The sequence below is a fragment of the uncultured Microbulbifer sp. genome (assembly GCF_947489355.1).
GTDB lineage: Bacteria > Pseudomonadota > Gammaproteobacteria > Pseudomonadales > Cellvibrionaceae > Microbulbifer.
Window position 1 is genome coordinate 40,086 of the sequence record NZ_CANLDD010000022.1, and the last position, 25,478, is coordinate 65,563.

At 58.8% G+C, this 25,478-nt stretch carries 22 protein-coding genes; 10 read left to right on the forward strand and 12 right to left on the reverse strand.

The window, feature by feature from the left end; translation table 11 throughout:
- Positions 1 to 94: 94 nt before the first annotated feature.
- From accC to Q1A48_RS10945, 4 genes are all read right to left on the reverse strand, one after another.
- Positions 95 to 1,435 (reverse strand): acetyl-CoA carboxylase biotin carboxylase subunit, encoded by a 1,341-nt coding sequence (gene accC / locus Q1A48_RS10930; protein ID WP_299944649.1) that lies wholly within the window; start codon positions 1,433 to 1,435, stop codon positions 95 to 97.
- A gap of 14 nt (positions 1,436 to 1,449) precedes the next feature.
- A complete protein-coding gene (gene accB / locus Q1A48_RS10935) occupies positions 1,450 to 1,902 on the reverse strand; it encodes an acetyl-CoA carboxylase biotin carboxyl carrier protein (RefSeq protein WP_299944650.1) in 453 nt (150 codons plus the stop codon).
- A 3-nt stretch (positions 1,903 to 1,905) separates the two neighbouring features.
- On the reverse strand, positions 1,906 to 2,382 hold the full coding sequence (gene aroQ / locus Q1A48_RS10940; protein WP_299944651.1) for a type II 3-dehydroquinate dehydratase: 477 nt from the start codon (positions 2,380 to 2,382) through the stop codon (positions 1,906 to 1,908).
- 244 nt (positions 2,383 to 2,626) lie between these two features.
- A complete protein-coding gene (locus Q1A48_RS10945; RefSeq protein ID WP_299944653.1) occupies positions 2,627 to 4,420 on the reverse strand; it encodes a protein-disulfide reductase DsbD in 1,794 nt (597 codons plus the stop codon).
- 134 nt (positions 4,421 to 4,554) lie between these two features.
- Here Q1A48_RS10945 and Q1A48_RS10950 point away from each other — a divergent pair, with 134 nt between their 5' ends.
- The 4 genes from Q1A48_RS10950 to Q1A48_RS10965 all read left to right on the forward strand — a co-directional run bounded on the left by Q1A48_RS10950 (position 4,555) and on the right by Q1A48_RS10965 (position 8,289).
- A complete protein-coding gene (locus Q1A48_RS10950; RefSeq protein WP_299944655.1) occupies positions 4,555 to 5,280 on the forward strand; it encodes an N-acetylglucosaminyltransferase in 726 nt (241 codons plus the stop codon).
- Positions 5,277 to 5,750, forward strand: coding sequence for a copper chaperone PCu(A)C (locus Q1A48_RS10955; protein WP_299944657.1), 474 nt, complete (start codon positions 5,277 to 5,279; stop codon positions 5,748 to 5,750). The genes Q1A48_RS10950 and Q1A48_RS10955 overlap by 4 nt, the downstream gene beginning before the upstream one ends.
- A 42-nt stretch (positions 5,751 to 5,792) precedes the next feature.
- Positions 5,793 to 6,362 (forward strand): YajG family lipoprotein, encoded by a 570-nt coding sequence (locus Q1A48_RS10960; RefSeq protein ID WP_299944659.1) that lies wholly within the window; start codon positions 5,793 to 5,795, stop codon positions 6,360 to 6,362.
- Between the two features lie 238 nt (positions 6,363 to 6,600).
- The gene (locus Q1A48_RS10965; protein ID WP_299944661.1) at positions 6,601 to 8,289 is read left to right on the forward strand and encodes an EAL domain-containing protein; all 1,689 of its coding nucleotides are present in this window, start codon (positions 6,601 to 6,603) and stop codon (positions 8,287 to 8,289) included.
- Between the two features lie 20 nt (positions 8,290 to 8,309).
- Here the strand turns inward: Q1A48_RS10965 and Q1A48_RS10970 are convergent, their stop codons facing one another.
- Entirely contained in the window at positions 8,310 to 9,308 is a 999-nt protein-coding gene (locus Q1A48_RS10970; protein WP_299944663.1) for an adenosine kinase, read from the reverse strand.
- A gap of 376 nt (positions 9,309 to 9,684) precedes the next feature.
- On the opposite strand from Q1A48_RS10970, the gene mrcB reads away from it, so the two are divergent.
- Entirely contained in the window at positions 9,685 to 12,267 is a 2,583-nt protein-coding gene (gene mrcB / locus Q1A48_RS10975; RefSeq protein ID WP_299944665.1) for a penicillin-binding protein 1B, read from the forward strand.
- Positions 12,268 to 12,311: 44 nt separating this feature from the next.
- Here mrcB and hemB read toward each other — a convergent pair whose 3' ends face one another.
- The 5 genes from hemB to Q1A48_RS11000 all read right to left on the reverse strand — a co-directional run bounded on the left by hemB (position 12,312) and on the right by Q1A48_RS11000 (position 18,215).
- Positions 12,312 to 13,322 (reverse strand): porphobilinogen synthase, encoded by a 1,011-nt coding sequence (gene hemB / locus Q1A48_RS10980; protein WP_299944667.1) that lies wholly within the window; start codon positions 13,320 to 13,322, stop codon positions 12,312 to 12,314.
- 320 nt (positions 13,323 to 13,642) lie between these two features.
- Entirely contained in the window at positions 13,643 to 14,926 is a 1,284-nt protein-coding gene (gene hemL, locus Q1A48_RS10985) for a glutamate-1-semialdehyde 2,1-aminomutase (RefSeq protein ID WP_299944669.1), read from the reverse strand.
- 191 nt (positions 14,927 to 15,117) lie between these two features.
- Positions 15,118 to 15,903, reverse strand: a complete 786-nt coding sequence (locus Q1A48_RS10990) for a hydroxymethylpyrimidine/phosphomethylpyrimidine kinase (RefSeq protein ID WP_299944671.1) — start codon at positions 15,901 to 15,903, stop codon at positions 15,118 to 15,120.
- Between the two features lie 82 nt (positions 15,904 to 15,985).
- Positions 15,986 to 16,408, reverse strand: coding sequence for a protoporphyrinogen oxidase HemJ (gene hemJ / locus Q1A48_RS10995; protein ID WP_299944673.1), 423 nt, complete (start codon positions 16,406 to 16,408; stop codon positions 15,986 to 15,988).
- Positions 16,409 to 16,442: 34 nt separating this feature from the next.
- Positions 16,443 to 18,215 (reverse strand): chloride channel protein, encoded by a 1,773-nt coding sequence (locus tag Q1A48_RS11000; protein WP_299944675.1) that lies wholly within the window; start codon positions 18,213 to 18,215, stop codon positions 16,443 to 16,445.
- A gap of 144 nt (positions 18,216 to 18,359) precedes the next feature.
- Between Q1A48_RS11000 and argC the strand changes: the two genes are divergently transcribed.
- The 4 genes from argC to erpA all read left to right on the forward strand — a co-directional run bounded on the left by argC (position 18,360) and on the right by erpA (position 21,195).
- Positions 18,360 to 19,406: an N-acetyl-gamma-glutamyl-phosphate reductase gene (argC, locus tag Q1A48_RS11005; protein ID WP_299944677.1), complete on the forward strand. Its 1,047-nt coding sequence runs from the start codon at positions 18,360 to 18,362 to the stop codon at positions 19,404 to 19,406.
- 53 nt (positions 19,407 to 19,459) lie between these two features.
- Positions 19,460 to 20,203 carry a DUF6776 family protein gene (locus tag Q1A48_RS11010; protein WP_299944679.1) on the forward strand — a complete coding sequence of 248 codons (744 nt, stop codon included), beginning with the start codon at positions 19,460 to 19,462 and terminating at the stop codon, positions 20,201 to 20,203.
- 33 nt (positions 20,204 to 20,236) lie between these two features.
- Positions 20,237 to 20,680, forward strand: coding sequence for a polymer-forming cytoskeletal protein (locus Q1A48_RS11015; RefSeq protein WP_299944681.1), 444 nt, complete (start codon positions 20,237 to 20,239; stop codon positions 20,678 to 20,680).
- Between the two features lie 161 nt (positions 20,681 to 20,841).
- Positions 20,842 to 21,195 (forward strand): iron-sulfur cluster insertion protein ErpA, encoded by a 354-nt coding sequence (gene erpA, locus Q1A48_RS11020; RefSeq protein ID WP_299944683.1) that lies wholly within the window; start codon positions 20,842 to 20,844, stop codon positions 21,193 to 21,195.
- Between the two features lie 35 nt (positions 21,196 to 21,230).
- Here the strand turns inward: erpA and Q1A48_RS11025 are convergent, their stop codons facing one another.
- Complete coding sequence (locus tag Q1A48_RS11025) at positions 21,231 to 22,340, reverse strand: anhydro-N-acetylmuramic acid kinase (protein ID WP_299944685.1); 1,110 nt, start codon at positions 22,338 to 22,340, stop codon at positions 21,231 to 21,233.
- Positions 22,341 to 22,353: 13 nt separating this feature from the next.
- Positions 22,354 to 23,733, reverse strand: a complete 1,380-nt coding sequence (locus Q1A48_RS11030; protein WP_299944687.1) for a peptidoglycan DD-metalloendopeptidase family protein — start codon at positions 23,731 to 23,733, stop codon at positions 22,354 to 22,356.
- A gap of 275 nt (positions 23,734 to 24,008) precedes the next feature.
- On the opposite strand from Q1A48_RS11030, the gene tyrS reads away from it, so the two are divergent.
- Positions 24,009 to 25,313 (forward strand): tyrosine--tRNA ligase, encoded by a 1,305-nt coding sequence (tyrS, locus tag Q1A48_RS11035; RefSeq protein ID WP_299944689.1) that lies wholly within the window; start codon positions 24,009 to 24,011, stop codon positions 25,311 to 25,313.
- The last annotated feature ends 165 nt before the right edge of the window (positions 25,314 to 25,478 follow it).

Here is a 25,478-nt window from a genome sequence, read left to right on the forward strand (position 1 = left end):
GCGGGCTCGCGCATAGGTGTTTTCGGCGGTTACTGCCATCCATGGCGCCGGGATTCGTCGTCGGGCTACACAATGTGTGCCGGTCGGTACGGCATTACAGCCCCAGCTTTTTCTCCAGATAGTGGATATTCACCCCGCCCCTGGCAAAGGCCTCATCCCGCACCAGTTCCTCCTGCAGAGGAATATTGGTTTTGATACCGTCCACCACGAGTTCGGACAGGGCAACGCGCATACGCGCCAGGGCGGTGTCGCGGTCCTCCCCATGGGTGATGACTTTGGCGATCATCGAATCGTAGTTGGGGGGTACCGAGTAGCCCGAGTACAGGTGAGAGTCCACGCGCACCCCGAAGCCGCCGGGCATATGGAAGTTGTTCACCGTGCCCGGGCACGGGAAAAAGGTGCGCGGGTCTTCCGCGTTAATACGACACTCGAAGGCATGGCCGCGAATGACAATGTCTTCCTGCGTTAGGGAGAGTTTCTCGCCGGTACAGACGCGGATCTGCTCCTTGATCAGGTCGATACCGGTGACCATTTCGGTAACGGGGTGCTCCACCTGGATGCGGGTATTCATCTCGATAAAATAGAAGTTTTGGTCTTCGTAGAGAAACTCGAAGGTGCCGGCACCGCGGTAGCCGATTTCGATACAGGCCTGTACACAGGCCTCCTGCACATCCCGGCGCACGGCATCGGGAATCCCCGGAGCAGGGGCTTCCTCAAGCACTTTCTGGTGGCGGCGCTGCAGGGAACAGTCGCGGTCGCCCAGATGCACAGCATTGCCCTGGCCATCGGACATCACCTGGATTTCCACATGGCGCGGGTTCTGGAGGAATTTCTCCATATACACGGTGCCATCACCGAAAGCGGCTTGCGCTTCGGATTTTGTGATGGCGATGGTGTTGACCAGATCCGCCTCACGCTCGACCACGCGCATACCGCGGCCGCCACCGCCGGAGGCGGCCTTGATAATAACCGGGTAGCCGATCTTGCGCGCGATCTCCATACAGCCCTCGCGGCTGTCTGGCAGCGGGCCATCGGAGCCGGGGACTGTGGGAACGCCGGCTTTTTTCATTGCGGCGATAGCCGAAACCTTGTCACCCATCAGGCGGATCACATCCGCGGTGGGCCCGATAAAGGTGAAGCCACTCTTTTGCACCTGTTCCGCGAAATCGGCGTTCTCAGCCAGAAAGCCGTAGCCGGGGTGCACGGCCACCGCATCGGTGATTTCCATCGCGGAAATAATGGCCGGTACATTCAGGTAGCTTTGCGGTGATGGGTTGGGGCCAATGCACACCGACTCATCAGCCAGGCGCACGTGCTTCAGATTGCGGTCCACCAGGGAGTGCACTGCGACTGTGGCGATGCCCATTTCCTTACAGGCGCGTAAAATCCGCAAGGCGATTTCGCCCCGGTTGGCGATCAGGATCTTGTCAAACATGGTCACTACCCCGCTCAGACAATGGTCACAAGCGGCTGATCAAATTCCACTGGCTGGCCGTCTTCCAGCAGAATGGCTCCGATAGTGCCGGCCTTGTCGGCTTCGATCTGGTTCATCATCTTCATCGCCTCGACAATGCAGATGACATCACCAACCTTGACTTTCTGACCCACCCTAACAAAGGGCTCGGCACCGGGGCTGGGTGCCGCATAGTAGGTGCCTACCATGGGTGACTTCACCGCGTGGCCACTGGTCTCCGGCTTGGATTCCATTTCACTCACGGCCGCGCTTGGCGCTGGCGTCGCCGGTGCAACAGGCGCGGGTGCGCTGTACACCGGAGCGGCGGGCTGTGCAGCGCTACCTCCGCGGCTGATGCGCACGGACTCTTCGCCCTCCTTGATCTCCAGCTCGCCGATATCCGATTCCTCGAGCAGTTCGATAAGTTTTTTAATTTTGCGGATATCCATAGTTCAATCACTCGCAGGTTTGACTCGTTGATGTCGGGGCGCCATACCCAGCTGGTGTATGGCCGCCTGTAGGGCCAGTGTGTAGCTGTGCGGGCCGAAGCCAGATACTACGCCACAGGCCAAGTCGGAAAGATAGGAACGGTGCCTGAAGGTCTCCCTGGTGTGGGGGTTGGACAGGTGCAGTTCAACAAAGGGTATGGCAACTGCCGCCAGGGCGTCCCGCAGGGCCACGCTGGTGTGGGTAAAGGCCGCTGGGTTGATGACGATAAAATCGACATCGGTAGTCGCAGCCAGGTGGATGCGATCCAGCAGGGCCGACTCGCTGTTGCTTTGCATGGTCTCCAGCTTGTGGCCGGCCGCTTTGCACTGGCGCTCGGCGGCCTGGTTGATTTCCGCAAGTGTGGTGGCACCGTAAATGTGCGGTTCCCGGCTGCCGAGCAGGTTGAGGTTGGGGCCGTGCAGAAGAAGAATTTTGGCCATAGTTTGCTCTGGGGAAGTTGCCGAAAAAGTCACAAAAAAGGAATTTGTCGTGGTTATTTCGCGGGTTAAGCCGAAGTTGGACCGTGTTGTTCGAGTGTGCCGCAAAAATGACCCTCTGTCCATGCATTCCGGGCGGTTTATAGAAGTTAGCGACAATTCGGCGATATTTACCTAAAGTTGGCGCAAGATATAGGGATTGAGGCTTTATTGGCCAGATGAATGGCTGTAAAGGCAGGGCTTCCCTTTACGGGGTAGAAGAGGTGCTCACCCCGCCTTGGGCGGCGGCCTCAAGCTCCACCAGCAATTCACTGCGCGAAAGTATCTGCGGCAGGACCTTGGCTTCACCGCCGCCGGCGGGGTAGAGAAGGTACAAGGGGACGCTGGTGCGCTTGTACTTGGCCAGCAGCGCACTGATGTGGGGGTCCTGGTTGGTCCAGTCCCCCTTGAAGGCCACAATCCCGAGTTGTTCGATGGCACGGCTCACGGCACCGCTCGACAGCACCACTTGCTCATTCACCAGACAGGTGAGGCACCAGGCTGCGGTCATGTTGGCCAGTACCGCGCGACCTTCGCTGCGTGCGACATCCAGTTGCTGGGCCGAATAGGGTTGCCAGTAGTCGCTGGATTCTTGTTGGGCCTGGGGTAGGGTGCTGAGACGCGGCAATAATAATACCGCAAAGGCCAGCGCCACCGCCGCCACACAACCCCGCAGCCAGCGCCACTGGTAGCGAGGCCACAACCATAGGGCAAAGGCGATTGCGACAGCGCCGGTGAGTGCCAGCGCGACACCATCCCCCCCGGTTTGCCGCCCCAAAACCCACAGCAGCCAGACTGCGGTCAGATACATGGGGAAGGCCAGCAATTGCTTGAGGCGATCCATCCAGGGGCCGGGGCGCGGCAGCTTCTCCGCCAGTGCGGGTAGGTAAGTCAACAACAGGAAAGGCGCGGCCATACCGGCGCCCAAGGCGGCAAAAATGCTGAGTGCCGGCACAGCCGGCTGCGTCACAGCGAATCCCAGTGCAGACCCCATCAGCGGTGCCGTGCAGGGGCTGGCCACCAGAGTGGCCAGGGCGCCGGAAGCGAGGGAACCGCCCCAACCCCGGCTGTTGTTCAGGTGACCGCCAATGCCCATCAGGCTGCTTCCGAGTTCGGTGACTCCGGAAAGGCTGAGCCCCATCACAAAGAACAGGTAAGCCAGGGCGGCCACCAGCCAGGGGGACTGTAGTTGGAAGCCCCAGCCGATCGCTTCGCCGCCGGCGCGCAGCACCAGCATTACCGCGGCAATGGCGACAAAACTCAGAATAACGCCAGCGCTGTAGGCCCAGCCGTGGTGGTGGCGCTGGCTGGCACTCTGCGCTGCCTGACTCACCGCCAGTAGTTTGATCGAGAGCACCGGGAAAACACAGGGCATCAGGTTCAACAGCAGCCCGCCGGCGAAAGCAAACAACAGCGCCAGGAGTAGAGTGATGAGGCTATTGTTATTCTCTTGGGGGGAGGGCCTGCTGTTATTCGAGGTGCCGGCACTGGTGGAGGGTGTCTCCAGTTTCCGGATACTGCTGCTGCCGGTGTCCACGCTGTAGTGACGGGACTGTGGTGGATAGCAGAGCCCCGCATCGGCGCAGCCCTGGTAGTGCAGCTCCAACTGCACGATTTTGCCGGCGCCCGCCAGGCGGATGGGGAATTCCAGTTGACCGCGATAGACCTCGGTCTCCTTCCCGAAATAGTCATCCCAGATCACCTCGCCGCTCGGCAGGCTCAGGGGCAATTCGGTCTTTTGTCCGTTATCAATGCGGTAGAGGGCGAGCTTGTCGCGGTAGAGGTAGTACTCGGGGGCTATTTCAAAAATAGCACTGAGCTGGCTGCCGCTCAGCAGCAGGTCCTGCCGGTAGGCTTCGTCGACCGGCAGAAAGGGATTGTCCAAAGTGGCATTGAGGGTGGCAAAAGGAGTACCGGGGTTTTGCCCCTGGGCGCTGGTGCCGGACACCAACAACAGGATTGCCAGCAGGGCGAGGAACTTATTTCTGAAAGTTTTGGTCATCACAGCCATTGATGAAAAAATTCATTATAGTCGGAGGTACGGCTCTGACTGTTGCGCCGGGTGGGGGTTCAGTCGCGCCGGCAGTGCAGTATAGCGGTGTCGGCGGTACAAAAAAACAACAGTGGGAGATTGTTTTGCCGTCATTTGAACGCCTTCACAGCCTTGGGATCTGTCTGTTGGTGACCGGTGTACTGGGGGCCTGTTCCGCCAATAAACCGATTCCGCCCCCGGTCATCCCCCCGCCCAAGAAAACAGGGCCCTCACAGGAAGAAATTCGCCAGAGCAATGTGACTTTTTTTCTCAAGCGGGCCGAACAGGCCCTGCTCAAGGGGTATCTGACTCAACCGGCCGGTGCCAGTGCTTATGATTACTACCTGCGCGTGCAGCAATTGGATCCAGGTAATCGTCGGGCCGAGGCCGGTATCCAGACCCTTGTAGTTACCTATGTCGAACAGGCCCGTGAAGCTCTGCGCCAGCGCAGCTTTGGCGCAGTGGAAGTGCTGCTCAAGCGCGCCGAGATGCTGGCACCGGGCAATACACTGGTGGCGGAAGTGCGCCGGCAACTGGTCCGTGAGCGAGACCGCGCCCGCTTCGATCTACCCGAGGGAGAGAGCATTGGCCTTTTGGTAGCGGAACTGAATTCCAGGTCTGCGCAACTCGCGGAGCAGTTGCGCCGCCTGGCCCGGCGCATTCGCAGCGAGCAGTTGCGCGTTATTATTGTCGCGCGCAATGATGCCGAGGGGCGCTGGATTTACCAGCAACTGCGCGAGGCTGTACCCGGTTACCGGGTGCGGGGGGATATCAAAATCGGCAGTCCCGCGCGGCTGCTTCTAATTCAACCCGGTGGGAAGGCCCAATGAGAAAACCCTTGATATCAGTCTGGATAGTATTTGGCACAGTATTGCTGTTTGCGACACAGACCCTGGGCACTACCCCGGTCCTCGCGGTGGAAGGTTATGCCCGTGAGACACCGCCGGGAGCGCCGATGAGCGCGGCCTATCTGTCCTTCCACAATACCGGAGCACAAGCGCTGCTGCTGACTGCCGTGGCGCTGCCGGAAGTAAAAGATGGCCGTGCCGAACTGCACTCCACCGAGCGCAAAGATGGTGTCAGCCGTATGCGCCGACTGCAGCAAGTGGCCATCGGCGCTGGAGAGCAGCTACAGATGACGCCTGGTGGAGTGCACCTGATGATCAACGGATTCCGCCTCCGGGCAGGGGAAACGCTGCTGCTGCGTCTATTCTTTGCGGATGCCCCGAGTTTGGATATTCGGGTGCCGGTGGTACGCATGGATGGGGTAGATAAGGGTCAGCATCAGCACCATAAATGAAACGGGTTTATGTTTTTTATCGCAGTAAAAGAGGGAGAAAAAATGAATAAAATATGGTTGCTTGCGGGAGTCCTTGCCCTGGCCAGTTGCGCCTATAGCCCGCTGCAGATTCAGGTGTACCCTGAGTTCCAGGTCACTGCGGATAGCATAGGGTCTGGCCATACCCTGAGCGTGCAAGGGATCAATGAATTGCCCGGTGGTGGTTTGGGCTCTCTCGGTGGGGTCTACTCCGAGACGTCCCGAATCAGTGTCGCCAATGATGCGGGGGAGGCGATAGCGACGGGGCTGCGGCGGGGATTTGCCAACTGGTCTTTCCGCGTGACCGACACCGCCGCACAGGTGCAGGTGGTAGCGAGGCTGGTGAGGCTTACCTATAACAGTCCCGATATTGTCTACACAACCACCATAGACACTTCCGCGGAAATTCACCTGGAAGTCAAAGTGGGTGCCGCAACCTATTTCGGGACCTACAGTGCCTCCGGCACGGATCGCAATTTGGTCAAACCCAGCCGGGAGGAGGTGGAAACACGGGTGAACGGCATACTGGGTGCAACCCTGCAACGGGTATTCGAAGACAGGAAACTGAAAGATTTCCTGTACACTCACTTGTGAGCGTGCCCTTTAGGCACTGAAGGGGTCAACAGGGAGGCTGAATCATTGAATAAAATCGGCAATCTCGGGTGGTAATGTCGGTAAAGTTACTCAAAATACCGTGTGGAGAGTCCCATGGTTACCTCTGCCGAGGGGTTCGGCAGGCTGGAGCCCTGCCTTTTGCGAGTGTGTGGCCGTGACACTGTTTGATCCTAACTCCGCGGAATATTTGGGACCATTGGCTCAGTTGGAGAAAGGCTTGGCTCCCAGTGAGGGAATCAGCCTGCAGGCGGCGGAGGCGGCACTTGGGCAGGTTGCCGATGGGGTCATTGTGACCGACGCCAGCGGGATCGTTCTCTATGCCAACCCCCTGATCAGTGAAATGACCGGCAACCTGGTCGGTCTGTTGCCCGGCCAGCCCCTTAACGAAGGGTTGCAGCTATGTGATATTCAGGGTGCGTCCTTGCCGTCGCCACTGCCGGATGCTCCCGTGCGCGAAGTTCCCAGCATGCGCGAAATCCAGGCTTACATCCTGCGCTGCGACGGCGCCCGCGCTCCTCTGGAAGTGACCCTGCAGGTGATGGCGTTGTGGGATGCCGGCACCTTGAAAAATTACGTACTGGTACTGCGGGATACCTCCGCCGCAAAGCGGGTTTCCACGCGCCTCAGCTGGCAGACCAGCCACGATGCCCTCACCCGTCTGCCCAACCGCCAGTATTTCGAACGTGCGCTGCAGAAGCTTCTGGCCCAGTGTGTCGATAAGCGCCAGCACCATGTCCTGCTGTATCTGGACGTCTATCAGTTCAAGGTGATCAATGACACCCTGGGCTTTGTCGCCGGGGATCAGTTGCTGGTGCAGTTGGTGGCTTTATTACAGCACAACCTGTGCAGTGCCGACCTGTTTGCCCGCGTGGGCAGTGATGAGTTCGCTATTTTGCTGCGGGACTGCACACTGGGGGAGGGCGGCCGGGTGGTGGCACGCCTGCGGGATGCCGTACAGGCCTTCAGCTTTGAGTGGGAGGGCAACAGCAATCGCGTGGCAGTCTCGATCGGGGTTGTGGGGGTGGATTGCTTTACTTCCAACGCCAGCCAGCTGCTGGCCTCCGCCAACGATGCCTGTTGTTCGGCGCGGGAGCAGGGGCGAAACCGGGTCAAGCTGTTTGGAGGCTCCCGCAAGGTCCTGGAGCGGCGCCGGGAAACCACCTGGGTTGCGGAAATTCATGCCGCCTTACGGGAAGATCGCCTGATTCTCTATCGCCAGCCGGTCATCTCCCTGAAAGGTGGGCGCAAACTGCATCACTACGAGATCCTGGTGCGGATGCTCGGTCGCGATGGCGGGGTGATTTCACCGGGCCTGTTCCTGCCCGCCGCGGAACGCTATGGACTGATTGAAGAGGTGGATCGTTGGGTGGTCCGGCGCGTGTTTCATTATATGGCGCGGGAGCAGAAAATCGGGGTCCCCCGGGCCAGTTACGCCATAAACATTTCCGGTATCAGTCTCGGCGATGATACGTTTGCCGGCTTCGTCTCTCAGGAACTGGTGGAGACGGGGATTGCTGCCTCGCGGGTACAGTTTGAGATTACCGAGACCAGCGCCATCAACAATCTGGAAAGGGCGCTGGTTTTTATTCATAAGCTGCGCGCCGCCGGTTGCAGTTTCGCTCTCGACGATTTTGGCCGCGGTGTCTCCTCGCTGGCTTACCTGCGCCAGTTGCCGGTGGATTTTCTCAAGATTGATGGAAGTTTCGTGCGTAATATGCTCGAGGATGAAATCGATAGCGCCATGGTCAGCACCATCGACCACCTGGCCAAGTGTATGGGCATCAGCACCATCGCAGAATATGTGGAAAGCCCGGAGGTGATGGAGAAACTGTACCGGATGGGGGTGGATTATGCCCAGGGGTTCGGCATTGCCCCTGCGACGGGGCTTCCGGTGATCGGTGATTGAGCGCTCTCTCTTTCTCCTGTTTAAATAACTGCTGCAAGCAGCTCCGGGTGCTGCGCCTCCCGCAGGCGGGGTCCGTACTGGCTGACTACCTGGGCGGCGGCTCGACAGGCCAGCTCTCCGGCCTCTGTAAAGGGCATATCGCGATTAATGCCGTAGAGGAAGGCCCCCGCAAACATATCCCCGGCGCCATTGGTATCGATGGCATGAACGCGCGGGCTGTGCACCCGACGTACCTGGGTGCCATCCCAGATCAATGCACCATCGGCCCCGAGGGTAATGGCAAAGCTACGGCAGTAGTTGCGCAGGGTGTTTGCAGCGGCATCGAGAGACCCACTACCGGTAAAGCCCAGAGCCTCATCCCGGTTGCAGAACAGCATATCCACGCCGTCGCCAACCATCTCCCGCAAGCCTTCGCCAAAGAACTGCACCATGGCTGGGTCGGAGAGGCTCAGGGCAGTTTTTACACCCGCCTGCTGTGCCTGTTTGCGCAGGGCGATTGCCGCTTTGCGCCCGGTTTCCGAGGAGACCAGATAGCCCTCGATGTAAGTCCAATGTGACGCTGCCAGGGCTTCACTGTCCAGTTCCTCGACAGACAGTTTTTCACTGATGCCCAGGTAAGTGTTCATGCTGCGCTCTGCATCGGGGGTGATCAGAACCAAACACTTGCCGGTGGTACCCATGCCGGCCCGGCGCAGGCCGGCCGGGTAGTCGACCCCTGCGGCGGTGAGATTGTTGCGGTAAAAGTCTCCATTGTCATCCGCGGCAACTTTGCAGGAATAGAAGGTGCGCAGACCGAAGTAGCTGGCGGCAATCACTGTGTTGGCGCCGGAACCTCCACAAGCGCGCTTGGCGGTCATAAGGTTGTCCCGCAGAGCATCCAGCAGTTGCTGTTGCCGAATATCGTCTACCAGGGTCATCAGTCCCTTTTCAACGCCAAGTGCGGACAAGTCTTCATCCGAAACCTCGATCTCCGTATCCAGCAGGGCGGCGCCGATGCCATAGAGGTCGTATTGCTGCATATTTATCCTTTTCGGGCTTTTTGTATGGATTTACGCCGCATTATGGCTGTGATTCTGCTAAGTGCAAGGTGGTGGATTTGACTTCAGCACAGCAGCCTTTATAACGGCACTGGGTGCTCCAATGTGAACTTATGCAGGGAAACAGCGGTCAATCCTCGCAAAGGCGTGAATAACCTCTTTAAATGATCAATTGACAGGCAGAGGTCGCCTGGGCGGTGTGGGGAGGTTTCCCACCACTGGCACAGGCTCAGAATCGGCGGCAATAGACCAGCGGAGCTGCCACCGGCTGGTACCTTGCCTGTGGCGGCGACAGGGCATTGATGCCCTTCCGGCTATCGCATGATGTACTGAATTGGCAGCTGGATACCACATTTCTATGGTTTCGACGAAACGTCGGCGCACTAAGGCGTCTACACCGAAGAGGCGCTATCGCTGGCTCAAGTTTCTGTTCCTGCTGGCCCTGCTGGGGGCCTTCGCCCTGGCCGGCTACATGGTGTACCTGGATGTGCAGCTGCGCGAGCGCCTGGACAGCCGTCAGTACCAGTTGCCTGCGCGAGTCTTCGCGCGACCGCTGGTTCTGCGTGAAGGCATGATGATGCATCCAGGTGAATTGGCCTCCGAATTCTCCGCCCTCAATTACCGCGAGCAGAAAGTACTCAGTGAGCCGGGTTCCTGGACTCGGGAGGGCATGGACTACCGGGTGTGGCGCCGCGACTTTATCCACTCCGATGGCCGCAGGGCCGGGGCAGAGGTTTCTTTCCGCCTGCGCAACGACGAAATCAGCAACCTGCGCGATGGCAACGGCCAACGCCTACCCGAATTTCGCCTGGACGCCGCCAACATCGGTTCCCTGCTCGGTGGTGGCGATGATCGCAATCCGGTGCGTTTCACCGATATTCCCCCGTTGCTGGCAAACACGCTGATCGCAGTTGAGGACCAGGATTTTCTCCACCATTTCGGTATTTCGCCCCGCGGTATCGGCCGCGCCATGGTGGCCAATATGAAGGCCGGACGTTTGGTTCAGGGCGGCTCCACCATCACCCAGCAGCTGGTGAAAAACATCTTCTTTGACCACAAGCCGAGCCTGCAGCGCAAAATCAACGAGGCGCTGATGGCGGTGTTGATGGAGATACATTACGACAAGGGCTATATCCTGCAGGAATATATCAACGAAGTGTGGTTGGGCCAGCAGGGCGCCCGCGGCATCTACGGCTTCGGCCTGGCGTCGGAGTTCTATTTCCAGCAGCCCCTGGATACCCTGGAGCCCCACCAGGTAGCTCTGCTGGTGGGCCTGGCAAAGGGCGCATCCTACTACAATCCCCGGCGCCATCCGGAGCGTGCGCAGGCGCGTCGCAACACTGTGCTGGGTTTGATGCAGGCGCAGGGGCTGATCACCCAGGCACAATACGCACTGTACTCGACAAAACCCTTGGGGGTGGTCAAGGGTGGGGTCACTGCGCAGAATCCTTATCCGGCCTTTACCGAGCACCTGTTGGAAGAATTGCGGCCTTACTACTCCTATGAGGAGTTGCGTACCGCGGGCCTGAGGATCTACACCACCCTGGCGCCCTCGGTGCAGAAACTGGCCGAGGAGGCGGTCAGCAACGGTGTGCAAGCGCTGGAGAAGGAACGCCGTATCGAGGCTAACTCCCTGCAGGCGGCCGCCGTGTTGCTGGATAATGACAGCGGCAATGTGCTGGCTATGGTGGGAGACCGCGACCCGGATTACCCCGGCTTTAACCGCGCACTGGAGGCTCGCCGCCAAGTGGGTTCCCTGATCAAGCCGGCAGTCTATCTCACCGCGTTGGAACGGCCCTTGGAATACAATCTGGCCACATTACTGGACGATGCCCCGATTCGCATTGAGGAAGCGGATGGCGATGTCTGGATGCCGCAGAATTTCGACAAGCGCGCCCACGGTCAGATCCCGTTATACGTGGCTCTGGCCAAATCCTACAATCTGGCCACCGCCCACCTGGGTCTCGATCTGGGGCTGCAAAATGTGCGCCAGACGATTCGCCGCATGGGCGTAGAAGCCCATCTGCCGCGTGTGCCGGCGCTGCTGCTGGGTGCCGTGGAGATGACCCCCTTCGAGGTGGCGGGCATGTACCAGACCATTGCCAACGGCGGCGAAACCGTGCAGCCGCGCACACTGTTGGCGGTAGCCGATGCAGAGGGAGGGCGCGTCCAGCATTTCCGGAGCCACACCCATCGTGGCGTGGATCCGGTACCGGCTTACCTGCTGCGCTGGGGCCTGGAGCAGGCCATGCGCGAAGGCACCGGGCGCAGGTTCGCAAAGCGTCTGCCGCGCAGTGTCGCCTTTGCAGGCAAGACCGGCACCACCAACAACAACCGCGACAGTTGGTTTGCCGGTTTTTCCCCGGATGTTACCACGGTAGTATGGCTGGGACGCGACGACAACGAGCGCACCAGGCTCACCGGTTCCACCGGTGCCCTGCCGATCTGGACGGAAATCATGCGCAAGCTGCCCCACCAGCACGGACTGATAGAGCCGCCGCGGGGGGTAGAGTTCAAATCGGTCAATGCGCGCGGCCAGTATATGGATCCCGACTACTGCCGCGGTGGCTCCGAGATACCTTTCTCTTACGAAACACACCTGCAGCCGGCACCGGAATGCCGGGGACGTGATCGCTGGCGCTGGTTCCGCAATCTGTTTGGCGGGGATCGCAGTGAAGTGGCGCCGCAGGAGCAGATGACGCCGGGCTGGGGTGTAAACCCCAGCGAGCAGCAACTGCGCGATGAGCGTCGCCGCCAGTTGTGGGAGCAGCTGAGCGGGGATGATGCGGAAGAGTTCGGACCTGCGCCGGGCTCTGAGGACGAGCCGATCGAACTTCCCAGCGATCGGGACCGCTCGCAGTCTGTCGAAGTAGAGTCCAGCGGCGTGCCCATCGAGGAGGCGCAGCCCATAGGCCCTGCACTGGAAGACCAGTGGCCCTGAAGGTTGGGTGTGGCGCTACAACCGGTATATCCGCTTCAGGGCTTTTATCCCTGCAGAAGTTGTGCGGATTCCTCGGCAAAATAAGTGAGAATGCCATCGGCGCCAGCGCGTTTGAACGCCAGCAGGCTTTCCAGAATCACCGCCTCGCGTTGAAGCCAACCGTTTTCAAAGGCCGCACAGTGCATCGCGTATTCTCCACTCACCTGGTAGGCAAAAGTGGGCACGCGCAACGCCTCCTTCACCCGGCGCACAATATCCAGATACGGCATACCCGGTTTCACCATCACCATATCCGCACCCTCCTGCAGATCCAGGGCGCACTCGTGTAGCGCTTCGTCGGTATTGGCGGGGTCCATTTGGTAGCTCGCCTTGCTGCCGCCTTTCAGGTTGCCGGCGGAACCCACGGCATCGCGGAAGGGGCCGTAATAGCCAGAGGCGTACTTGGCGGCGTAGGACATGATCAGGGTATTGGTGTGGCCCGCACACTCCAGGGCCTCGCGGATGGCGCCGATACGGCCATCCATCATATCGGAGGGCGCCACTATATCCGCACCCGCAGCGGCGTGGGACAGGGCCTGCTGCGCCAGTACCTCGACGGTTTCATCGTTGACAATATAGCCGCTGTGGTCCATCAGGCCATCCTGGCCGTGGCTGGTGAAAGGGTCCAGGGCTACATCGGTAATTACGCCCAGTTCCGGCGCCGCATTTTTCAATTCCCGCACTGCGCGCTGGGCCAGTCCGTCGGCATCGTGGGCGGCGCGGGCGTCGTCGCTCTTATAGACAGGGTCGACCACCGGGAATAGTGCCACAGCGGGGATTCCCAAATTTTGCAGTGACTTGGCCTTTTTCGCCAGCAGGTCGACGCTCAAGCGCTGCACCCCCGGCATTGACGCCACCTTTTGGGTTTTGTTGCGGCCCTCGATCACAAACAGCGGCAGAATTAGATCATCGCTGCTGAGCTGGGTTTCCCGCACCAGTCGGCGGGAAAATCCCCGGGCGCGCAGGCGGCGCAGGCGGGTGTTGGGATAGGCACCGCGGCCGAGATTCTGACCCATGGGAAAGGTTCTCCGGTTATCATTACCATCAGGAGCCGCGGGGATCCCGCGATCGCAATGGGCGGCATCATATCAAATTGCCGCTCCGGGTGATTTTTCCACTTGTGGTGCTGGGGACGGAGGCGATTGACGATTTGGGGTTGGCGCACATAGTCCTCCCGCAGCGTGCCGACTGCTCGGAGAAGCTTTGCCAGTCATTGGGGTAAGGCAACCTGTGCTATGAAGCGCGTCAAGGGTGGCGATCCGATTGGCACGCAAGAGGTGAAATCTGTTATGGGTAACAGCACCCGCGCCATTGCGGGTGCCAGAGTAGGGGGCAATCAGTCGAGGCGAGCGAAGACCCGCCCAGCGGCGGCGATCGTGTCCTCGATATCTTCATCGGTGTGGGCTGCAGACATAAAACCGGCCTCATAGGAAGCTGGTGCCAGATAGATTCCCTCTTCAAGCATGCCGTGGAAGAAGCGGTTAAAGCGCTCGTTGTTACACGCCATGACCTGCTGGTAGTTGCTTATCTGGGGTTCTTCACTAAAGAAAAAGCCGAACATACTGCCGGCCTGATTGGCGGTGCAAGGAATACCCGCAGCCCTGCCGGCCTTAAGGAGGCCCTCCACCAAGCGGCCTGTTTTGGCAACAAGCTGTTGGTAGAAGCCGGGCGCTTCAACCAGGCGCAGGGTTTCCAGGCCTGCCGCCATGGCCACCGGGTTACCGGATAGGGTACCCGCCTGGTACACCGGGCCCAAAGGGGCGATCTGTTCCATTATCTCGCGCTTGCCGCCGAAGGCGCCCACTGGCATACCGCCGCCGATCACTTTGCCGAGTGTGGTCAGGTCCGCCTCAATGCCATAGAAGCCCTGGGCACCGGTCAGGCTGACGCGGAAACCGGTCATCACCTCGTCGAGAATTAGTACCGCGCCGTGTTGGTCGCAGACTCCGCGCAGGGTTTCCAGAAAGCCGGGCAGCGGCGGAATGCAATTCATATTGCCAGCCACGGGCTCGACAATAATACAGGCGATCTGGTCACCGATCTCCCGGAAACAGGCGCGCACGCCCTCCACATCGTTGTAGTTGAGGGTGATGGTATTGTCTGCCAGGGCCGCGGGTACACCGGGGGAGGAGGGCACGCCCATGGTCAGGGCGCCGGAGCCCGCTTTCACCAGCAGGGCGTCGGAATGGCCGTGGTAGCAGCCCTCGAACTTTACAATTTTGTCGCGTCCGGTATAGCCGCGCGCCAGGCGGATGGCACTCATGGTGGCCTCGGTACCGGAGTTGACAAAGCGCACCAGGTCCATATTTGGCCACAGGCGACAGAGTGCCTCGGCCAGCTCGGTTTCCAGTTCGGTAGGCGCACCAAAGCTCAGGCCGGATTGGGCTTGCTTCACCACCGCTGCAATGACTTCGGGGTGAGCGTGGCCCAGCACCATCGGGCCCCAGGACTGCACATAGTCGATGTAGCGTTGGTTATCTGCGTCGTAGAGGTAGGCACCTTTGGCTCGGCGGATGAACAGCGGCGTGCCGCCCACTGCGCGAAAGGCCCGTACTGGTGAGTTAACGCCGCCGGGGATAAATTGTTGTGCCTGTGCAAAGAGCTGCTCGGATGTACTCATAGAATTTCTTCACAAATTGCGCAAAAAACAAGGATCAGCGCAATATTATCGGGGTGGTGGGCTTTCAGGACAATGTGCAGATTGATAGGCGCTGGTTCTAAAGGCGGTGGCCGACAGGGCAGTCAGGCGCTCCAAGCCCGATTGCGTGCGGGACTTCCATCTGAAGGGGGGAGAGCGGAGGGTAAGGCTGCTCAGCGCCCACACCAAAAGAGGCGGTTGGGGATTGGCCTGCCCATGCCCAACCGGCGGCTGTCCCTGATCGCGCTCCAGGTGTACTGCTGGCTGCGGCTTACCGCCTCAATGATGGTTAGGCCATGGGCAATGTGGCAGGCGATAGCGGTGGCCAGGGTTCCGCAAACCCCGTAGGCTGCCGGCGGCAGTCTCTCCCAGTGAAATTCGCGGATCAGCCCGCGCACGTCGTAGAGGCGATTTTGCAACTGTTGTTCACGGGGGACACCGGTGAGCAGCAGGTAGCGGCAGCCCCCTTCCAGCAACTCCTGCGCCATTGCATCCAGCACATCCGCCTCTACCGCCATGGCGCGGGCCTCGCGCCGGTTCGGGCAGACCATGGTGGCATGGGGCAGCAGCAGGGACGCCATGGCTGACCAGAGCGGCGGGGCTAGAACACTCTCCTTGTCCGCCAGTGTGGCATCCGGGTCGATAACCACCGGGATATCCGGATAGTCCCTCAGTACGCTGTGCAGCGCCCGCACATTTTCCACCGAGCCCAGATAGCCGATCTTGATGGCCGCCACCGGCATATCCTCGAGAACCGTTCGGGTCTGTTCCACCAGCAGGCTGTCGTCTATCGGCGCCACCCCGAGCAGCTCACCGGTATTGCCGACACTGATGGCAGAGACGGCGGAGGCTGCGTGGCAGCCGAGACTGACTGCCGTCTCGGTATCTGCCGCGATGCCGGCACTGCCGCTGGGGTCGTGGTGAGTGACAGTCAGGATAATGGGCTGTGGTGTGTCCATAGGAGATCTGGGTGACTGCTAATAGCTGTGCGGCTAATTCTAGTTGCTGGGCCGACGATACTTGGTGGTACTAAACGCCAAATTAAAAGGGTTTAACCACCACCAGGATGACAATGGCGATCAGTGTCAGAGTCGGAAGCTCATTGAAAACACGGAAAAAGCGCCCACTGCGGGTATTGCTGCCCTGGGCAAATTTACGCACATAGGCGCCACACATATGATGATAGGCCAGCAGCAGTATCACAAAGGCGAGCTTTGCATGCATCCAGCCTGCGGCCGTGTAGTAACTGGTGTTAAAACTGTACAGCCAGATACCCAGGGCGACTGTAGCGATCATGGAGGGGATGGCAATAACGCGATACAGGCGCCGCTCCATAATGCAGAAGCGATCGCGGCTGATGGCATCTGTGGCGTCCACGTGATAGACAAAAAGGCGCGGTAAATAAAATAGTGCCGCAAACCAGCTCACCATGGCGATAATGTGAAAAGCCTTAACCCACAGCATTGGATATCCCCTCGAAAATGAAATCGGAATCTGCTTATTTCCGGTAAAAGTTATCGATTTGTACCGGCAGAATAATGCCTGCGATGCGATTGTCCAGCGGGCCGCTCTGGTGGCGGCTGATGTACAGGGCGTCGGCGCCGGTGCTCTCCAGTTTTTGCTGGGCCTCCAGCAGCGTGGCGTACCAGTTCAATTCCGCCAATTGTTTGCGCTCACCGGGTATTTTCAGCAGATCGATCCGCAGTTGCGCTTTGGCACTTCCCGTCTCTTTTGAAGCAGTACTTTCCGGGATCTCGCCTTTTTCGTCGCCCTGAAGAAACGTGGCCAGGTCAGCGGCGCGCAGTAACTGTGGCGAGGGTTCACCGGGTAGGTCAATGAGGATCCACTGGGGGTGCTGAGCGATGTATTCCCTGGCTTGTTGCAGGGTGATCATTTGTGGCGCTACGATAAAGTGCCGGTCCATTTCACTGGCGACGCCGACACCGCTGAGCATCTGCTGGCGCCAGCTCGGGGTGCCGGCCCTGTTCAATGCCCGCAGTGTCTCCTGGTAGATGCCCTGGGTGGAGAACAGTTGTCTGCTTACCACTGTGGCCACTACGATCATCATCATTCCGGGAAACAGGATGTTGGGGTTGTAGGTCAGCTCGAGTATGGCCAGCAAGGCCGCCAGTGGCGCATTCAGCATCGCGGCCATCATCGCGGCCATGCCCACCATGGCATAGAAACCGGGGCTGGCAGCGTGCTGGCCCAGCCACAGATTGGCGAGTCCGCCGGCGATTCCGCCCAGGCAGGCGCCGAGAATCAGGCTGGGCCCGATCACCCCGCCGGGAATGCCCAGGCCGGAGCCCAGGGCCGTGGCCACCAACTTGGCCGCGACTACCACAGCCAGGGTGGTGATACCGAGTTCGCCGAGCATTGCCATTTGCAGGGTGTCGTAACCGCCGCCGAGAATTTCCGGTACCCAGATCCCAAGGGTTCCGGTCACCAGGCCCACCAGCAGAAAGCGCAGTAAAGGCGAGCGGTATTGCTGGCGTGCAAAGCTGCGGTGGGCCCTGATAAATAGGGCCGCCAGAAAACCGATGGCCAGGGCACAGACAAGGAGAATGGGCAGCTCTGCCAGGGAGTTGAGCTGGATTGCCGGTACATTGAAATCCGGTTCGCGCCCGAAGGTAAGCTGGGTAAGGGTGCTGCCGGCCACCGCCGCCAGCATGACCGGTAGAAATCCGGCCACGGAATATTCCAGCATAACCACCTCCATGGCGAACACCACACCGGCCAGAGGGGTGTTAAAAGACGCGGCGATGGCTGCGGCCACACCACAGCCCAGCAGGCTGCGTGCGGCGTTGTTGGGCAGGTGCAGGGCGCGCGCCAAGCCACTGCTGCTGGCCGCGCCGAGATGCACTGCGGGGCCTTCGCGCCCCACCGAATGGCCGCTGATCAGGATGATGGCACCGGCAAAAAACTGTAGGAGTGCATTCTGTACCGGCATCTTCCCCTGGTGGTTGTAGAGCCGGTCAAGCACGTGTACCACGCCGACGTCGTAGTGTTTGGGGCTGAGTGGCAAGTAGATAAAACCGATCACCAAAGCGCCCAGTACCGGCAGGACAAACCGCCAAAGGGGCGAGAGGGATTCATAATTCTGCGGCACCGATAAAAAAAATGTGGTGGGCCACTCCATCGCCAGCCGGAACAGAATGGTCACGCCGCCGGCCAGAATACCGATAATCAGCCCCAAACCCGCCAGTGGTACCAGGGCCTCTCTCGCGGAAAGCTGCAAACGCACATGCTCAAGCGTGTTTGTACGGGGCACACACCGGGCTAGCGTATTCTTGAGTAATTTCCTGGGGCGCTGTGACACCGCCGATCCTTCAAGTACTGGAGCTTGTGATAAAGTGCTCTGCTGGTTTTATGATTATTGTCCCAGTTGGTGGATTTGCCGGGAGATTCTAGCAAGGTGATCAAGGTAGCAATTGTCGGTGGCACCGGCTATACGGGGCTGGAACTGTTGAGGCTTTTGGCGATACATCCACAGGCTGAAGTTACCGCCATCACTTCCCGCTCCCGCAAAGGCACTCGCGTGGCGGCGCTTTTCCCCAGTCTGCGCCGCCACTGTGAGCTGGTTTTTTGCGAACCGCATATCGACCAGTTGGCCGATTGTGACGTGGTGTTTTTCGCCACCCCGCACGGTGCTGCCCAGGCCCAGGTTCCGCCTCTGCTCGAGCGGGGCATAAGGGTGATTGATCTCTCTGCAGACTTTCGCCTGCGGGACATTCCCACCTGGGAGCGCTGGTATGGCCAGGCGCATGGAGCGCCGGCACTGGCACAGGAGGCCGTCTACGGGTTGCCCGAAGTCAATCGCGCCGAGATTGCGGGGGCCCAATTGGTCGCCTGCCCCGGTTGTTACCCCACTGCGATTCAGCTGGGCTGGATTCCCTTGTTGGAAGCGGATGTGGTGGAGCCCGAAGGGCTGATAGCCAGTGCCGCCAGCGGTGCCAGTGGTGCCGGGCGCCAGGGCAAAACAGGCTTGATTCTGGCAGAAAACAGCGATAATTTCCGCGCCTATTGCGCCTCCGGTCACCGGCACCTGCCGGAAATCGAGCAGGGCCTGAGCCGGGTTCAGCCCCCGGGGGCCAACCCCGCACAAGTTACTTTTGTGCCGCATCTGTTGCCGATGGTCAGGGGTATCCACGCCACTCTGCTGGCACAAGCCAAAGGGCATTTGTCAGCTGCTGAACTTCAGGCGCTGTTTGAAAACCGCTATAGGGATGAGCCATTTGTAGATGTACTGCCCCCTGGCAGTCACCCGGAGACACGCAGTGTGAGAGGCACCAATCTGTGTCGCCTCTCTGTGATGCAACCTCAGGGAAGGAGTACGCTGCTGGTCATGTCGGTCATCGACAACCTCGCCAAGGGCGCTTCAGCTCAGGCGATTCAGAATATGAACATTATGTTTGGCTTGAGTGAGACCTTGGGCTTGGAGAGTCCGGCGGTACTGCCTTAGAATCGGGATACCGAAGACAATCGATAAAACCCGAATAAAACGCAACGGACTTTATGGAGCTCAAAGTTAAAGGCAGCAAGCAGTACCGCATGAAGGTGGTACCCCATAAACCCTTTTCTGGTGTTTTCACCGCCGTTGGTGTCACTCTGTGGGTCCTGGCCACTGCTGCCGGCTCCTATTTCGCCGGGCAGTACCAATTGCGCAAAAGTCTGGATGAAAAGACTTTGCAGCACAGTAAAGTACTGGAGCACCTGGCGGCCCTTAAGGGCGAAAATGAAGCCCTGCGTATGCGCGCGACAACCGCTGAACAGTCCCTGGCAATCGGTGACAAGGCCAGCGAGGCTGTGCGCGCTGAACTGGTGCAAAAAGAAAATCAGATTGCTGAACTGAAGCAGGAGATTTCTTTTTACCGTGGCGTTATGGCGCCTGCGGATGGTGGCGAGGGCGTTTCTATTGGCCGCTTTATCCTTTCGCAAACTGCCGATGCGAGAATGTACCAGTACAAATTGCAGGTGCAGCAGTCGGCGGCGCGGCGCAATGTGGTCAGGGGATCAGCCACTTTTACTGTAGTGGGGCGCCAGGATGGACAGCTGAAGCGCTATCCCCTGAAAGCGTTGTCCGAGCAGGTGGATAGCGAGTCCATTGCGTTGCGTTTCAAGTATTTCCAGAATATCGAGGGCGAGCTGCGCTTACCGGAGGGATTTGTGCCCGAGGGTGTGGAGTTGTTGCTCAAATCCACCGGGCGCAAAGGGTTCAATATTGAACAGCGCTACGGTTGGCTGGTTCAGAAAAGCTAGCAACGATGCCACAGGCATGAGGTTTTGGAGAATATGTTGAGAAAAAAAGAGAAACAAACCACTATGGCCAGTAACGGTAGTAACCACACGACCCTGATTGCGCGCCAGACCGAAGTGTCCGGCGATATCCATTTTCGCGGAAATCTGGTGATCGAAGGCAAGGTGAAAGGTAATGTCAGCGCCAACAGCGACAGTGAGGCGCGCCTGCAAATTGTTGAGGGCGGTATTATCGAAGGGGAGATCCGCGTGCCCCAGGTGGTCATCAATGGCCATGTGAATGGTGATGTGTATGCTGCGCGCCATCTGGAGCTGGCCGCCAAGGCGATGGTGGAGGGCAATGTACACTATAAGTTGATCGAGATGGTCAAAGGGGCACAGGTGAATGGCGCGCTGGTCTCCAACGTGGATATCAGCACCGCCGGCGAGCCCCAAAGGATTGGCTACACGGAAGATGAGACCGTGATTGAAGCCTCCTAGGTCATTCTCTGTGCCGGGCACTCACGCTATTGCGGTGGTTGCAGGGGCGCTTGCCCATATACTTGACTGATTTCCTGGGTTTAAGCATGATGTGCCCCCGGGCCGCGTTCTGTTTGGCTTTTATGCCAGCCGGAAAAGTCCTGCTGAGGTGAGAGAGACTTATGTCAGAAGCTGTATCCTTTTCTCCTGTGCCACTGGTTGTCACAGATAACGCGGTGGCCAAGGTAAAGAACCTGTTGGAAGAGGAAGGCAACCCAGACCTGAAGCTCAGGGTATTCGTCACCGGTGGCGGCTGCTCAGGATTTCAATACGGCTTCTCTTTTGACGAACTGGTCGCTGAGGATGATGCCGTTATTGAAAAAGATGGTATACAAGTATTGGTTGACGCCATGAGCTATCCCTATCTGGTGGGCGCCAATGTCGACTATGAAGAGGGCCTGTCCGGCTCTCGTTTCGTTGTGCAAAACCCCAATGCCTCCTCGACCTGTGGCTGCGGTTCCTCCTTCTCCCTATAACGCCGATTGGGTTCGTATCCGCTCAAAAGGCGAACTCAGGGCGGGTAGACTGCCCCCAAAACGGCTTCTTTCCGGGCCCCGGTGACGCCGGGGCAATTACCTGGCAGACCGAGCAGTGTCTGCCGGGCCAGCCAGGCAAAGCCTACCGCTTCCAGCCAGTCAGCATCAATCCCGTAGATATTCGTGTTGGAAATCGACCAGGTGGGCAGTCTCCGCTGCAGGCGGGACAGCAGGTTTTTGTTCTTGGCGCCACCGCCACAGATCAGTAGTTCCCCACCGTCCGCAAACAGGTGTACCGCCTCGGCAATGCTGGCTGCCGTAACTTCCGACAGGGTTGCCTGCACATCCGCAGGCGTCAGCTCCAGGCCCGTCAGGGCCTGCTCAAGCCAGTTGGCATTGAAGGTCTCACGGCCGGTGCTTTTGGGTGGCTCGGCGGCAAAGTAGGGGGTGGACATCAGTCGGTTGAGCAGCTCCGGATTGGCGCGGCCGCTCGCCGCCCAGGCCCCGTCCCGGTCAAACAGCTGATCCCTGTGCAAGCCCACCCAGTAATCCAGTAGCGCGTTGCCGGGTCCCGTATCGTATCCGTACACACTACCGTCAGTTGCCAATTCGGTGATGTTGGCGATACCGCCGATATTCACGACGGCACGGTTGATACCGGTACTAAAAACAGCGCGATGAAATGCCGACATCAGAGGTGCGCCCTGGCCACCGAGGGCCATATCACGGCGGCGGAAGTCCGCCACTGTACGGATACCGGTCAGGGCTGCGATGGTGTTGGGGTCACCCAACTGCAGGGTAAAGGGCGAAGTCACGGTGCCTGGGGGGCGGTGCCGCACGGTCTGCCCGTGGCTGCCGATTGCGGTCACGGCAGTGGTCTCGACGCCTGCGCGCGCCAGCAAAATACTCGCAGCCTCAGCGAAGATCTGGCCCAGCTGGCGGTCGAGTTGCCCGGCGCGGTCCAGTTCCGAAGGGCCAGGTGTGCACAGGGCCAATATGGCCTCGCGAAGTGCAGCGTGAATGGGGTGGCCTATGGCTGCCAGAATTCGCGGTTTCAGCTTGCCTTCATCGCCGAAATCAACCAGAACCGCGTCGATCGAGTCGACGCTGGTACCGGACATCAGGCCGATAAAAAGACTGGGCATATCGGTTGCCACTTTATGGGGTGTTTTCGTCGAGTTTGGCCAGTGCCGGCCCCTGGTAACTTCCCAGTTTTGCCAGCAAAGGCTGGGTCTGGTTCTTAAAACGTGTCATTTCGGAAGCGGGCACTGATTTCGCTTTCGGGAGTTTACCTACAATGGTGGACGGGTTGCGATGCCTACCATCCACCAGAAATTCGTAGTGCAGGTGTGGCCCGGTTGCATAGCCGGTGGAGCCCACGGTACCAATCACCTGGCGTTGCTGCACACGCTGCCCTTTTTTAACCTTGCGCTTGGTCAGGTGCAGGTAGCGGGTAACATAGCGCTCGCCGTGTTGGATGAATACGTAGTTACCATTGGGCTTACTGTAACCGGAGGCGATGACGCGGCCAGCACCGGTGGCATATACCGGCGTGCCACGGGGTGCGGCATAGTCGGTGCCGTTGTGAGGGCGGCGGGATTTGAACACAGGATGTAGGCGCCGGGGGTTAAAGTGAGAACTGATACGGACAATATCCAGCGGAGTACGGATAAATGCCTTGCGCATACTCTTGCCTTCCGGCGTAAAATAGCTGGCGTCACCATTGCTGTCGACATAGCGCACAGCACTATAGGCCTTGCCCTGGTTGGTAAAACTGACTGCCAGAATGGGGCCGTTGCCAATTTTCTCCCCATCGAAGAATTTTTCTTCAAACATAATGCTAAAGCTGTCGCCCTTGCGGATATCCAGCGCGAAGTCGATATCAGAACTGAAAACGTCAGCCATTTCCATAATCAGGCTGTCGCTCAATCCCGCCTCGCTGCCGGCGACAAACAGTGAGCTGTCAATCTCACCGTGGCGATAGGCCGGGTGACTGTCCGGCTCGCGCTGTACCAGGGTGTGTTTAAACTTGTTCCCTTCCGTGCGGGTAAACCTGACTTGGCTCAGTTGGTCCTTGCGCAGTTCGAGGCGCTGTAATTGCCCCTCTGGATTCAGCAAGAAGGTGAGTTCTTCGCCGGGAGCCAAGCGGGCCAGTTTCTTGGCTTCCGCGCCGCTGCCGAGCAGGTGATACATCTCGCTGGCATGCACTTTGGCGCGTTTGAAAAGATCGAAGAGGGTATCGCCATTGCGTATTTTCAGACTCAGTGATTGAAGGGCTTCTGTGCTGGCGCTGGCCAATGGCACAAGTTGATGGGGTGCAATAGCGGTGTCGAGACGGGCCTCACCTGCTTCCCCGGGGACAGGGGAGAGTTTGACCGGCAGGGGCATGCGCCTGGCTTCTACCTCAGGTGTGGGAATAAACACTGCCAGCACCAAAATAAATACAGCGACACCAGCGGTAAGTGCATGTACTCGGGGAAAATGCTTGGGCAGGGCGCCAATACGGGGGTTTGAAATCGGTTCGCGGTGGTTTTGCATGGTATTAACGGGCGGCGCCGGCGGTCGTTGTTATCTGCGCTTGGAATTCCAAGTGTCTAAAAAACAGACATTGAAGCGACTTTATAGCAAAAAAACCGCCTTGTTTCACGGGGTAATTGACCGGTCTGCCCATGGATTAGTTCCTCTTTAACATCATCTACAGCTTGGGTTTGTTGCCGCAGTGCGCTTGTATTTGCTGCAGACTCCGGTAATGTTGCAGCGCATTTGCCGCCGGCTGGCGGCGTGAATTTCAAGCCAGAAGATGAGGGGGAGGCATGGCTGGGGTCGACATGGCACTGCTTGAGGACTTGAGCCGTCGTGGATTGATCAATCAAGCGACGGGCGATGGCGAACTGACACAGCATTTGTCGGAGAGTCGGACCCTGTATTGCGGTTTCGATCCCACTGCAGACTCCCTGCATATAGGGAGTTTAGTACCGCTACTGACTTTAAAGAGGTTTCAGATGGCAGGGCACAAACCAGTTGCCCTGGTTGGCGGGGCCACTGGCCTGATTGGTGATCCGTCTTTTAAGGCACAGGAGCGCAGCCTCAATACGCCGGAGGTCATTGCCGGCTGGGTGGACAAACTGAAAAATCAGGTTTCCCGGTTTATCGATTTCGGCTGCGAGGAAAACGCGGCCATCGTTGTCAATAACCTGGACTGGACCTGCGACCTGAACGTGCTCGATTTTTTACGCAATGTAGGAAAGCATTTCTCCGTCAATAATATGGTGAACAAGGAATCGGTCAAACAGCGTATCCAACGCGAGGGGGAGGGCATCTCCTTCACCGAGTTCTCCTATCTGCTGCTGCAGGCCATGGACTTTTCCGAGTTGTACCAGCGCTACAACTGCACACTACAAATTGGCGGCTCGGACCAGTGGGGCAATATCACCGGCGGTGTTGACCTGGCTCGTCGCCAGTACCGCGGTAAGGTATTTGGCCTGACGCTGCCGCTGGTGACCAAAGCAGATGGCAGCAAATTTGGTAAGACGGAGAGTGGCACCATCTGGCTCGATGCCAAACGCACCAGTCCATACGCTTTTTACCAGTTTTGGTTGAATACCGTTGACGCTGATGTTTACAAGTTTTTGCGGTATTTCACCTTCCTGGTTGTCGATGAGATTGATGCCATTGAAGACGCTGATCGCCAGCGTGACGGCAGACCCGAAGCCCAGGGAATCCTTGCGCGCGAAGTAACCCGCCTGGTACACGGGGAAGAGGGACTGGCCGCTGCGGAGCGTATTTCCCGCGCGCTCTTTTCCGGTGATATTACCGATTTGTCTGCCGCTGACCTGGAACAGCTGCGTCTGGACGGTCTGCCTTCCTCAACCTTGCCGAAGGATTTTAGCGGGCAGAGCCTGATCAACCTGCTGGTGGATGCGGGCATGGCACCCTCTGGCAAACCGGTGAAGGATGCCCTGGGTCGCAGCGCGGTCCTGATTAACGGAGAGGTAAAGGGTATGGACAGCAATGCAACCCCGGCAGCGGTGTTCAGCGCCGATAAGGCTCTGAGTGACAATTACTTTATCGTACGCCTCGGCAAGAAGAAATATCACCTGTTTACGCTCGCGGACTGAGGCCCTTTCGGAGTGCTTGCTGAAAGCCCGCTGTTAAGTTTCGTCACAGAAGTGCTTGCAGTGCTGCAGGAAGCCTGTATAGTTCGCGCCCCGCCCGCTGTAGGAGTGGGGTTTTTGCGCCAACCGATTGATTTTCCGAGGAAATTCCTTCAGAGAAAGCGCTTG